The 14,204-nt window shown below is 44.1% G+C and carries 3 protein-coding genes; all 3 read left to right on the top strand.

All coding sequences use genetic code 11. From position 1 onward, the window contains the following. Positions 1-5 precede the first annotated feature (5 nt). Genes NST26_RS04740 through NST26_RS04750 form a run of 3 tightly spaced genes read left to right on the top strand, consistent with a single transcriptional unit; the run spans position 6 to position 14,128 of the window. A complete protein-coding gene (locus NST26_RS04740) occupies positions 6-6,824 on the top strand; it encodes a hypothetical protein (protein ID WP_340978691.1) in 6,819 nt (2,272 codons plus the stop codon). A 3-nt stretch (positions 6,825-6,827) separates the two neighbouring features. Further along, on the top strand, positions 6,828-12,518 hold the full coding sequence (locus tag NST26_RS04745; protein WP_340978692.1) for a hypothetical protein: 5,691 nt from the start codon (positions 6,828-6,830) through the stop codon (positions 12,516-12,518). Then, positions 12,515-14,128 carry an S-layer homology domain-containing protein gene (locus NST26_RS04750; RefSeq protein ID WP_340955701.1) on the top strand — a complete coding sequence of 538 codons (1,614 nt, stop codon included), beginning with the start codon at positions 12,515-12,517 and terminating at the stop codon, positions 14,126-14,128. The genes NST26_RS04745 and NST26_RS04750 overlap by 4 nt, the downstream gene beginning before the upstream one ends. Positions 14,129-14,204: the final 76 nt, after the last annotated feature.

Raw genomic sequence — 14,204 nt, forward strand, 5'->3', positions numbered from 1 at the left:
ATTTTATGAAGAAGATTTTAAGCTTGATGCTGGTAATATCGCTTCTCGCATCAGTAACGCCTGTTTATGCGAATGTAGCAACAGAGTACAATTATGAGTTTGGTGTGAAAACAGGAGGAAACGATGACGGCGGAACAGGTGATGATATTTACATGGGCGTGAGTACCTATGAATCTGGACCAGCCTCTGATTATGCAGCAAATTTTGGCGGAGCTCCCGCTTGGTCTGATATAAGACATACCTTTAAAATGGAAAATATTCCACCATGGAGAATGAATGAGCTCGTTTTTTGGCTGGTGGGCAGTGATGACTGGTACGGTAAATCTGTGGATTTGTATCTTCCCTATCTTGAGGGGAATACCAATCCGGCTAAGGTACAGACCATTAAAATAGATTCCTGGACAAGAGACCAGGGCAGACTTTACCGTGACATTTCGGACGTAACCAAAAGAAAATTCACAGATATAGGTTATGTTGATGAGCTCGGCGGAGAGTTCTACCTGGATGCGAATTCGGCAGGCTCAGAACATGCAGAGTGGAACAAATATGTCAGAGATCAATATGGTTACTATGACATCATGCAATATGAGGATGCTCCTGTATTCAGCTATTCTGTTTCGGACGACGCTGTAGGCAGGGATTGGTTAACATTTGAGGAGCCTACAAAAACAAAAACGTTTCAGCTCAATATTGACCGCAAGAAGCTTCACGATCAAATGGTTGCACAGAACAAAGCAGAGATTTCGCTAACCTACAGGGTGGCGCTGCTTGCCCAGTCTACCAATGCTGAAAGCCTCGGGGGGACCTTTGCCCATACAAGCTCAGGCGATCCCGAGGTTAAAACCTATTTAACAACAAAGATAGGGCAAGCGAATTACTATTATAAAGATGTAACTTATACGTTCTATCGTAGTATATATAACCTCGGCAACCCCGATATCAATCAGACGGTTACCTATTCGCCGAGCCAGGACAACCGGTATCTGAATCGGAAATTGACAGATGTTAACATCACAGTTGAAGCGGTTTCCATTCATAAAAAGGCTATGACGCAAGAAATTAAAACGGAGCTCATCACAAACTTCCAGGCAACGCCTGTGTTATATCTTGGCAACAGTACGGAAACACCGCTTGCCGACCTTACCATGACCAAACTGCAGGGCAATGACGGCAAACCAAACGGCAAACTTCAGTTCACTGGAAAAGTTCCGCTGGATGTTAGCGCAGTTGAAAGCGAGGGCATAAGGCTTCAGCTTAACAACGTATCTACCTATCTAATGAAAAAGGGGCGCGCTCAGGCCTATTATTTAGAGAATCCAACTCCAGAATCACCGACATCACAAAGCTTTTATTTCTCAACTCACAAAGTAGACACGAAAACCCCAACTGTAAGAGTGACCGACCAAAATGGAAATGACCTGCTGGGGGCAAATTCCATTCAAAACAACATCAAAAAGCTGCATGAATTTTATATGGTTGCCAGCGAAACACTCTATCCAGAGGGAAATGTCGCCCACAGCGAGTCGAATCAAAACTATTTGAATTATGAGCTGTACAAGAAAACCGGCGATTCCTATGAACCGGCCGTGACCCGAATAACAAACTTTGACGGTACAGGAAACAGAACAAGAGTTACCGCACCTATTAACACGCAGGTCATCAATGGAGTCAGCATAAAGCTAAGTCCGATCGACCCTACGGAAGGCGAATTCAAGCTTCGTCTGTATGGATGGGATCAAGCTGACAATCCGCTGGGCGGAGATGCCGGCTATGCAGAAATTGAAAATATCAAAATCGACAACCTGGCTCCGCGGGTGACCGTACATGAAACTGTACATCCGCAAGATGCACAGCTTCGCAAAAGAAATGAATACCGCTTTGAAATGAACGACCTTGAGCAAAGCAACAACGGCTGGTCAAGGACTTATTATACCTTTGTAGACGGAATTGCGGCGCCGCCTGACACGCCAATAGATCAAATTAAACCTGCCTCCAAAGAAATTGCTTCAACTCAAGGGCTGTGGGCATTTGTAGACTCAGAAGGTGACAGCACAACTGCCATTCTATCCATTCCAAAAGGGGACAACTTTGAGGGGACGCTCTATTATTTCACAGTAGACTCACTTGGAAACGATTCTAGAAACGAGCAAGCCTCTAGATACTATAAAAAGCCTGTGAGTATGTTCAATGGAAATGTTGCCGACACCCTCCATACGGAGGATTCCAGTCTTCCAAAGCCGTATTTTGACATTAGCTTTGACGTAAGCAATCCAAACTTTGAAACGAGTTACCGGTGGATTTCTGCTCCTGGCAATGACCAAAGCTTTACACAAAACTTTAGAGTTTATGAATCAAGCCAAGATGTTGGTGCAGCTGAAAAATCGAATCTTAGCGGAACCAAAGTTCTGATGGACGGGAAATATATACTGGAATATCGTGTGAAAAATAAACAGTCTGGTAACACTGCTGAATTTTCACAAGTCTACACGTATGATGCCTATTCCCCGGAGATTAAATATACCGCAATAAGTCAGCACGATCATTTCAAATCATCACAACAGTTTAACGTGAAAGTGACAGATCGCAGTGGAATTGCAAGTGCATATTACTATGTATCCAAGCCAGACTCAGAGTTGAGAATTGAAGATATGCCAAACTATCCTCTGACACTGACACTTGATAGTGACAACATAGCGCAGGTTAATCAAACCTTGACCCTGACAGGACTTCCATCAGGTGCGTACAGCATTGTTGTTGTGGCACAAGATCCGCATGGCAGAGTAAGTAAAAAGGTTTCCCCCTACTTTGGCATGAGGTCAGAAGCTGCGATCATTGACACCTTGAAATTTACGGAGTCAAAGACTGTAAACGGAATGGGTACAACAACGGATGGAACCTATAGTGTCTATGCTGTTTTGAATGAACCGCATGCAGCATGGACTTCTGATAGCGCATTGAAATATCAAAACCCGGTATATTATGCAACAACGGACGGCATGCCAACAGATAACGGCGCTTTAGTTCCTGAGTTTACAGCGAGCAACAATTCCGGCGGGAATTATGCATTTACACTCGACACACCGGTTCCGCTTCAAGAAGGTGTCAACACGATCTATTTCCAGTTTGGACTCATCAATGCTCCTGCGGACGACAAACCTGAATTTTTAACAGAAGCAAAGCCGCTCACCATTCTTTATGATAGCCAGGCACCAACCTTTGAATTGCCGGACTATAGCACCATTCAGCCAACCAACGCCTCCGTGACAGCAACAATCATCGCAAGTGATGCTGGGACAGGGATTAGTAAGCTGACAGTTGCACCAGAGGATGCAGACAAAATCACGGTTTCTCCATATACAGACGGTGCATTCACAGTAACGGTAAGCGAAAATATATCAACAAACCTGACCCTGTCTGACGAGCTTGGAAATCATGTTCTGGTTCCTATTTCCGTATCTAACATTGACCGGGCAGCTCCATCTGCGCTTGCTTCAAGTAACATCGTGACCAAAGGAGTAAGACAAGATGGTGTGATTACCGTTGAAGTGTCAGACAAGAACGATACAACCGTTTCATTCGCGCTTATTCAAGACCCGGCAGACAACCATATTCTAACCGAAGCGGACTATGCGTTGTTTCAATCAAGCCAATCCGTGGAAATGCAGAGTAGTCCGGTAATCATTAATGGCGCAGGCAACAAACAGAGAACCTACTCCATTGAGTTGAAGGGGCTTAGTGGAAGCTATGCCATTGGGGTCAAAGCTGTCGACACAGCAGGAAATGTGACTGAAAAAGTGTTCTTTGACTCAAAACTAGACCTGGTTGACGCGGAGGCAGCAATTGTAAGTGTCAGCGCAAACCCTGCAACCACAAAAACCACCGCAACGGTTAGCGTTTATTTTAACGTTCCAGTCACCGTGATGCCTAACGCACCTGTAGAGGGTGATGTTGTGGGTGAAATGGCAAGGTCGAACCTTCTGTATACAGGACTTCTAACAACATCGGCTGACTATGTCATGGACTACGAGGTTGTAATTCAAAACAATAATACAATCAGCCTCTATATTCAGGACGAGGTTGGAAGGGATAGCGTTCTAGAATTCACACCTGATGTTAATTTCGTTACAGGATTCGACATTTCCGGTCGTGTAGAGAAAAATGGTCAAACCATCCAAAACGGCGGGTTTATATCCTATAACCAGGGCGATAAGCTGTATTATGTTGTCGTTCCGGATCCAAAGTATTCCGGACAATATTTCTTTGTTGAAAATGCAGTGTTATCCGGATTAGAACTCAATACAGAGCTAAGTGTTCCGGACCCTTCATTTACAGAAGAGGAAGGAAGAACAGCTTATTCAAAGCTGGTATTCGAAGCGCTAAGAGACGGCAAAACAACAAAATCAGCTTATTTCGAGTCATACACGGCAGAAGGTATGGAAGCTGACCGGATGGAAGCTGAATATGTTGCAATTACAGTGGTTGATGAAACTGCACCTGTTGCCAAGGTGGACTATTCAAGCACAGAGTCAACCAACCAAAATGTTACCGCAACACTTTCTGTCTATGACCCGGAAAGCGGGATATTAAAACTTGAACGTTCGTATGACGGCATAAGCTTCAGCCCCATTGACTCTGTTGTTTCGCATACCGAAACCTTCGAGCAGAATGCAACAGTATATTTCAAAGTGACAAACAAAGCCGGAATAGCAACGGTACTGCCGGTCACAGTCTCGAATATTGATAAAACGCCAATTACGCAAGACAAGCACTACACGGTGGAATACAGCTACGAGAACTATCTTGGGAACTGGGTTCCAATCACAGAAGGAAAAGCCTATAGAAGGGTTATGGCAACGCTCAAGTTTACCGGAGGCGGAAAAACTCTTTCTATGACAAACAACAACGCAGCATTCTCAAGGACTCTAACTGAGGATAATAACACCTTCACATTTGAGTTTAGGGATCATTCGGGCAACACAGGTTCTCATATAGTTCGCTATAACCAGTTTGACAACACCATTGGACAAACATCCTATGTGTTATCGAATACGGCCAAGACCAACCAAAATATCTTTGCAACGATCACTTTAACGGATGATTCAGGTGAAATCGCATTCGCAGAGGTGAAGAAGGGCGATGTGGTTTATCCCTTCAAAGGGGAGCCGCTTGAGAATGAATATGTCGTTGAACTGGACAGCTCAGGAATTTACAATGTGACAGCCTATGACTACGCTGGAAACCGTTGGATGACTCCGATCACCGTCTCAAACATTAACAAAATAGTGCCAACTGCAATTGCAAAAACGTACAGCACGCCACCAACCACCATTACTGCACAAAGCGTGAATGTGGAGTTGACCCAGTTCAGCAAGGATATCAAAACGATTACAGTCACCGGTGTAGAACCTACCGGAAGCCTAACTGCGGGCGATATCGTACATATCCCCGGCACAAAAGCTGTTCGGTTTAGAAAAAATGGTACAGTGTCCATGTTCTTTGTTGACGACTATGGCAACGAAGGACAGGAAGTGATTACCATATCGAATATTGTGTCCACACCGCCGCAAATCAAAGCCACTGCCACATTAGCTGAAGATAAGCTGAGCGTGAATGTAACCTTTGACCAAATCCGTGACAGTGACGGCGTTCCGCTGGACATTCTTAGAAAACTAACAGAGCTTACCGTTTCTTATCGTGGATATGAACATGCACTTCTGACTGAAGTGAAGGACGAGTCCGGCGATGCCCTGTCCTATAAAGAGGCAGTAATCAACGTTAAAACTAACGGGGAGCACGTTTTTCAAGTTAGGGACCAAACAGGTATCACGCAAAAAATTCTCGTAACGGTTGAAGGCATTGAAGTGGGCGGCCCAAGGGTTAAGGAAGTCCGCTGGACATACAAATATCTCGAAAAGAACCAAAGCGGCGAATGGGTGGAAAAGGATCATCAAAACAAGATTGTTGTTGGTGTGGACACCTCTGGAAAAGAAGAAGGATATGTTGTGGGAATCGACAAGAACCCGGCAACAAACCAGAATGTGAATGTCACGGTAATCACGGATAAAGATGCTAAACTCGTGGGCGGAAACGATCCTTGGGAACAAGAGAAGTCAATGAACTATAGAGAAAATGGACTTTACAATTTTAACCTTGAAGGAAGAACAGGGACCTATACCTCGTATGGTGTCGACATTGGTCTAATCGATAAAACATCCCCAGAGCTAAAACTTAAAAATGGGGAAGAGCTAATCTTCATCGAAGGCATGACGCCTAAAAAAGATGCCTCCATTGCCTATGACAAGTCCAAGCTTCTAGACTTCGAAGCATGGGATATGGTTGCGGGTAAAAAGGTCGACCTGACGAACCGGGTCACCATAAGCTATGGATCAGGCGGACGGGTGTTTAACCCTGACAACATCTCGGCAAACGAATTTGTCCGCTCGAACCCGTACTATATCGACTATACGGTAAGAGATGATGCAGGGAATCAAACCACCATTCGCCGGACCGTTCGCCTTGTGGGTCTGTATGACACCATAGCTCTTGTGAACGGCGTTATGCCAGACAGCTCAAATGCTGCGTCCGTTCTTGGAAACAAGGTTGAAATTTCATTGAAGAACTTTTCCGGGATCTCGTATGCACGTTATGAAAAAGGTGTCTTAACACAAGGTCAGATGAAAACAAAAGGTACTGTCCTGCAGGAGAAAAGCGGAGTGTATACCCTCGATAATGTTACGAGCGGCTGGTACACCGTATATATCCAAACGGATAAACGCGACTATTTCAACATTCATGTATATGTCTCAAATCAAGGAGGGAAATAGGCAATGACGTTCTATAGAACAATGAAACGCAGCATCGCTGCAGCTATTATTCTATCCATGCTTTTCACTTTTGCCAGTTTCCCTGTTCATGCTGACGCTAGCAATGCGGATTATTCCATTGCGAACGAATTTATGAAATATTCAATCAATTCAAAAACGGGTGGTTTCTCCATTGAAACCATTGACGGTCATCCGCAAAAAGCGTTTGACAACAACCTTCCGCTTCTTTATAAGGAAGATGCGTCAAGGAGCAATGGAACATCCTTCACAACCGTTCGTATCGACGGAAAGGATTTTATTTTCGGTCAGGAGTATGGCTGGTTTGGCATCGATACCAAGCTTCATGAACCTGTCGTTTCAGAGCAAAACAGGCTTTTAACCATTGCCTGGGACATTAAGGGCTATACCATCACACAAAAGGTGTCCATTTCGATTGACCCTAACAACTCCAGAGCTGGAAACATTGGTATTTCATATGATGTGAAAAATAACAATGCCACAGCCGGAACGGTGGGGATCCGGCTTCTTCTAGACAACGCGCTTGGTTCAGAAATTGATGCACCTTATGTGTTGGTTGACCCGTCGCAGCCGACAATCGTTGAAACCGAATATAGCGGTGACAACCTTCCGCAGCAAATCAGATATGTTGATTCGCTTTCAGCTTCGAACAAGACGGCTTATGCCCTCTTGTCCGGCTGGAGCGGCAACAAGGATGTGAACGTTGATAAAGTGATTGTGGGACACTGGATTAATCTTGCAAACACAAGATACGATTATACACCAAACCCTAGTGTCGACTTTACGAATTACTCCAACAAATATTTAGTTCCTGACACTGCAACGGCTTATTATTGGAATGAAAAAACCATTGAGCCGGGTCAAGTCAGAATTTCTGAAATGCTCTATGGTATCGGCAACTTTGCTGATCAAACCAAAAAAGAGCATGTTTCAATAGGTATCCACACCGGAAATGTATACTTGGCTAACGACAAAAAAGGATATGAAAACAACGGTGTTTTTAAAGCGAAGGTAACCATTGACAACAGTGTCTCAGGAGCAAAAGAACTTATAGAACCCATTGTGAAGCTTAGCCTCGAAGAGGGACTTGTGTTTGCAGCCACGAATACACGGGAATACACGGTGAAGATTTCGGGCGGTCTTAACATTGGAACGGTGTTTGATATTCCGGATGTTGACATTATTGCAGAGACACAGTCTATGATCACATCAAAACGTCTGGTCGTTTCATTAAACGCAACAGAAATTATTGATGCTAGCACCAATAAAGTGGTTGACTATAGTGCAAACACGAACATTTTGATTCCAGCAGTGGAAGGAAAGCTCCCGGAAGTTTCAATGAAGCATGTTTTCCCGGCGGCAGTTTATTATGAAGGCGACAAAAATATCACCGTTTCCGGCGATATGAAGGTTCTGATGGAGGCCCTTTCGGGAAGTGACGGATGGAGTCTGTACCTTGTTCCAGCATCCGGCGCTGAGGCTGTTCTGATTGACAAAAGAAAAATAAGTTTTATTGATGAAGGTCAAACGCTTGCCTTCTCAACGAATCAGACGTTGGCGGTTGGAAAGTATGACATTGAATTTAGATTTACGAATCAACAGCTGATCGATGCCTTCGGTACCAAAATTAAAGCAACAACTACAGTGGATGTCACCAATAATTTAGCGGATAAAAGTGCAAGCTACGGTATTGTTTCGCTAGTCCGGTTCACAGACGCTGCAAACAACAGACAGTTATATGATTATATTAGCTTTACAAACGAAGATGTAATGAAGAAATTTATATCCGGCGGCGTGAAAAAAGATGGCATTCTTCACAAAGAAATAGCATTTGAAGAAAATAAAACAGAAATTCTGTTGACCCTTCGCGGAAAAATCAGGCTTATGGATACGGGTAAAGAAAAATATTACTCTGCCAGCAGAGCCGATGGCGATATTACCATCAACAGCATCCTGACCTATGACAGCAACGAAGCTCTTAAGATGACCGTTGATAACAATGGTGCAAAGCTGGAAGGCGATGGTACCGTCAAAGTGATCAACTCGATTAATATTTGGCATAATAAGTGGCATTTTGAAGCCAATAATGGAACCAAATATACTCTGAATCGGGAGGCTGTTGCCGAGAAGACTGCTCAAGCATTTGAACTTCAGCTCGGAGATGCCGGTTCTATGATGCAAAATATTGCAGGTTTTTTGATCAATATTAAATATGGTGTGATGACCCGGGACGATGATGATTTCGGAATCAGCTTTGGCGGTAGAATTTCAATGCCTTTAAAAGCTGCTGATCCATCGAAGGGTGAGGAGCATTATGATTATAAAGGCTCGCTAACAGCGAACGTTCAAGATGTTCTCTATGGAAGTAAAGACAGCAAAATTGGTTTTGTTGGCATTAACACAACACTGTCTGTAGCCCTGCCCAAAGATATATTAGGCCCGTTAGTAGGAAACGAAGCCGGTGTTAAAGCGGATATAACCATTAATACCATTGATGATATTTATAGCATTGATGCCGGTGTTTCCGTTACCATGCTGGAAGTAGAAGGGTCACTGGCACTGAAGAAGGTTCCTATTAACGAAGTTCCCAAGATGATGCTGGACAAGCTCACCTTCTTTTTAGCGCCAACTACAATGAAGGTTCCTGTGGTTGCACCTTATGTATTTATCACAGGCCTTGGCGGAGGAATTTCGAACCTTGCAGACACCGTTGCCGGAGACCCGGCAGGCGAGCTTCCACCCCTCACCATCCATCTTCAAACAAGGCTTTTAATTAATGCCATTATTGTAGGTGACTTTAAGCTGGATGCGAAACTATCCGGTCTTGCCATAGAAGGCAGCGGCCACTTGGAGAAGGACGAAGAGGCAAGGCTGCTTAATATTCAAGCGGGAATGAATGTTCAATGGATCTCGCCGTTTCAGCTTAATGCCTTCGGCAGCATCAGTATTCATGCCGGAGCCATTCGTGGCGGTATAACGATTAAAATTACGGAAGATTATTTTTATGGTTATGTTTATGCAGGGCTGTTCATTCCAGACTCCATCCCGCTGCTTGGGGGCAAGGAGATCGCAGGAGTTGAGGCAGCCGTCTCATCTGACTTTGTGGGTGCAAACTTTAAGGTCATTGGGGTGAAGCTTGGCTTTATCTATTATTGGAACGGTGACCTAAGCTTTGGCGGGTCCATCGACCTCTCTTCAAGAGGAGATGCCGTTCACTATGTCCACTCGGAAGCGCTGGACGAGAGCGGCAACCTTGTGCCAACCACCATGATCTATGGAACGAATATGAGAAGACTGAGTACGGAGGCCATCGCTAAGACAAGGGCCGGGAATGGTGTTACAAAAGAGATTAACCCGACAACAAAGGATGCACTTCTCTTTGAAATTCCACTTCGTGGTTTAATCAAGCCTTCTGCATCAGAAATTAATATTACCAATCCAAATGGAAAAAGATTGACCATGGTTGAAGACGATAATAAGGGCAACGGAAACTATCTTGTTCAATCTTTAGATGGCACTAATTATTTGTACATTTCAGTCACTGATCCCTTTCTGATTGTTGGGGGGAACTGGTCCATTTCAGTTTCAACACCTGACGTTTATATAGACAACTTTGCAGTAAACAGTGTTGACTATATGCCAGAGCTTACAGGAGTTAGTGCTTCTACTAGCACAAATACAAGCCGTGAACTTAACGTTTCTTGGACAACGGACAAGCAAGGCCAATATTCGGGTGCACTTAATGTCTATGTCACGAAAGACCCGTCAATCATGAAAACCATCGAATCCTCTAACATTCAAGATACTTCATCCTTAATTAGTATCGGCAACCTGGAGTTAGATGAAATTGAATCAGGTTCTCACGTATTCACGCTTCCTGAGTCCTTCCCTGAAGGGAAATATCATGTGGTTGCAATGCTTGTTAACCATCAAGGCGGAATGAGCAAGAAAATCACTTCTTCAACATTCACTTTCACCAATCCATTGCTCCCTCGAAACCCGAAATCCGTTTCTGCGGTCTACAGCGGTGACGGCTATGTGAAGGTTGGCATAACGGGAAGCGACGACACTGCAACCCATTATCTTGTGGCGATCCAAGACGAAGATGGGGATGAGGTCGAGAATTCCTTTGGTCAATTTAAAGTGGGCAGTGACATCATTCTGAAACCATTAGAAAGCCAAACCAACCGGCCTCTATTAGAGGAAGGCAAGACTTATTTTGTTAAAGTGCAGGCGGTTAGAATTGTGGAGTCTGCCCTGAAACAGGCGGAATATTATCGTTCAACCGAAGTTGCATCATCGCCAGGCTTTGTTATGCCTTCAACGGATAAACCTCAGCTTGTAAGCGTTGAGACAAACATTGACAGATCCAAAGACCGGTATTACTTAAACACTGACCAAGTAAAGGCAACGTACACCTTCGACAGACCTGTTAAAATGACCTTCAACCTTAATACCGAAGATAAAAACACGCCTCAAGAGTATAAGAAGGTCTGGTCATTTGAAGAAAGTGTTGAAGACGGCCAGCAGTTGATTGACTTTGTAGCGGTGGCTGAAAACCGTGACACCATCCAAGGCAGCAGGTCATCAGGGGCTATTGGATTTACTGTTGATACTCAAGCACCTGCGTTACTCCTTGATGAAGATGTTCAAACCAGCCTTGACGGGGAAAACGTTGATAACACCGTCAGCAATCAAGTTGTTTTTGTTGGCGCAGACTCAAGCTACAGCTTCCGTGGTCTAACAGATCCATCCGCAACATTAACGTTAGACGGCACTTCAGACGGAATTGTTATCAGTCCGGACGGAACCTTCGTTGTCAATCGTAAGGCCTCGAGTGAGGACCCGAACCAAACCCTGATGCTTAAAGCGGTTGATGATGCCGGTAACGAAACGGCTGTTCCAGTGTATCTTGTGAATCGTGTTTTGTCAGAGTATGAAAGCATTAAACTAATCTCTGACCTGGAAGGCTCCGAGGATCAGCCTGATTCGATCGAGCTTGGCATAGGCGGGACAACGGCGCTGTCTGTGAAAGCTCTCCGCACAGTTAACGGCACCGTTCTAAAAGCAGAAGACGTTGTGTGGGACGTTCTGTATAATCAGAACATCATCAGACTTTCGCAAGATGGGACCATTGAAGCATTAGCTCCAGGCGAAACGGCCATCAAGGTTAGTTATAGACTGTCTGCCTTTGAAGGCCAGGACGGGAAGACGGTCTATAAAGAACTGTCAGACGTTATCAAAATCAAAGTAAAAGATTATGGTTACCGTTATGAAGTTCGTCAGACACAAGGGTTCTCGTTGTACACCATATACACTGAAATGAACATGGGCAAGGCAACGGTTGTGATTGGAGGCAACAAACAAACTCTGTTATATGACAATCTTAAGAAAGCATATATTGGTGCTTCAAAGGAGCTTGTCACAGGCGAGCAATTAACAGCCAAGCTTGGTTTTGAACCAACGGTGAAATCTCCTGTTCTTCTGCGTGGAGACACCGATGGCAGTGGTGCTATTGATAAAGTCGACGTTTTGGCAACATTGAATGCTATTTTAGACAATGTTTACAACGGTTTTAGTTCTGTAGAAAATTGGATGAGAGCTGATACAAACGGTGACAGCATTGTTGATATTGTAGATGCGCAGCTCACACTAATGGAGGCACTTAAAAGATGATCAAATACTTAAAAATCATTTTGTGCATCATGCTTCTAGGGGCTGCCCTACCATCATATGCCTATGGCGCAAATGATGCTGCAGACCTTAGTTATCGTGTGGACATCACAGTAACGGACAGCTCAGGTTCCTTGAAATCATCTTTTGAAGTTGGAGAAAAAATATTTGTTAAACTAAGTCTTTCCTATACGGGTGCCGGAAGGGCGCCTGTATATGGCTTTCAAGGAAAGCTGCAGTTTGATTCTTATGTACTGGAAAATACCGGTGTGAATGTGGAAAAGGACATTTCAATGAAATATTCCGATGGTGCCATCAACTATGTCTATCTGGATATGACCGCCAAGGGAAGAGAGGATTCCATACTGAAAAATATTGGAACGGCTGTATTTCAAGCTAAGAACAGCGGCACGTTCAGCATCTCTTCAAGCGGCTTCATTCTAACGAACAAAGATGCGACACACCGGTACATTGAACCGGTTGAAGATGTGCAAATTATTGTGGGCGATGGAGTAAAGGACCCCTCAAAATCTCTATTATATGAAAACATTGTTGCTGCAAAAGCTTTACTTGCTTCAGTTACTATTGCGGATAATCCCAAAAACATCTACTATCCGGATCATTGGTATCCGACAAAATCCGCTCAAAAACTGAGAGAGGTGATTGCCGGGGCTGAGGCTGTTTTTAATAACAAGGATGCGCTGGCGTCGGAAATCACTGAAGCTATTGAAAAGCTTAGCATTGGTGTTTCCGATTTCGAGAACTCCAAAAATGTCGGCCCGAAACGTTGGGCTGCTCCGGCCGACAATACCACAGTCAATAACACCGCAGTTGATCTGTACTATTCCGTTAAAGCTTCTGTTAAAGGCGGAAATGGCAAAATTGCCGAGGGCTTTGAAGCTCAGACCATTCGTGCAACAACCTCTGCCACCATCAGAATGATTCCGGATGAAGGGTTTGAGACCGAATATATCTTTGTCAACGGTGACAAATTTATAGGCCATGACATTTACACCATTCCAGAGGTTAGCCGTGACACCATTGTGGTTGTAACCTTTGCTAAGAAGACTCCTTTTACAGATATAGCACATGACGATTGGTTCTATCCTTCTGTAAGGTATGTGTCCAACAAGGGACTATTCACGGGAACCTCTGAGACGGAATTCTCACCCTCCGGGAAAATGAGCCGTGCCATGCTGGCCACTGTAATCTATCGTATGGAAAATAAACCGAATGTTACATTTGCCAATGTATTCTCTGATGTTCAAAGTGGCCGTTGGTATTCAGATCCGGTGATTTGGGCAAATCAAAGCAAAATCGTTAATGGGTATGATAAGGGTAAATTCGCTCCCAATGCTGCCATCACCCGTGAGCAAATTGCTGTTATGCTGCATAGATACGCAAAGGTTAAAGGTTATGACCTTCAAGCTAAAACTTCCAGCCTGAGCTTCAAAGATGCAAATCAAATTTCAGGCTATGCCAAAGAGTCCATTACTTGGGCTGTGTCTAAGGGCATTATGAAGGGCAACACGGATTTGACTATAAATCCTTCGGGTCTTGCAACCAGAGCAGAGGTTGCCACTATGCTCGAAAGGTTTAGTGAGCTGAACTGAATTTAAAATAAATACAAACCGCCCCGAAATATTTATCTCATTAAATAAAAAACCGGGAAATAAAAAACCGGGAAAT

It is taken from the genome of Paenibacillus sp. FSL R7-0128, assembly GCF_038002245.1.
Lineage (GTDB): Bacteria > Bacillota > Bacilli > Paenibacillales > Paenibacillaceae > Paenibacillus_AQ > Paenibacillus_AQ silagei.

What these genes read in the sequence shown, in the direction of transcription:
- NST26_RS04740 (WP_340978691.1), top strand. Translation starts at nt 6, where the DNA reads ATGAAGAAGATTTTAAGCTTGATGCTGGTAATATCGCTTCTCGCATCA.
- NST26_RS04745 (WP_340978692.1), top strand. Translation starts at nt 6,828, where the DNA reads ATGACGTTCTATAGAACAATGAAACGCAGCATCGCTGCAGCTATTATT.
- NST26_RS04750 (WP_340955701.1), top strand. Translation starts at nt 12,515, where the DNA reads ATGATCAAATACTTAAAAATCATTTTGTGCATCATGCTTCTAGGGGCT.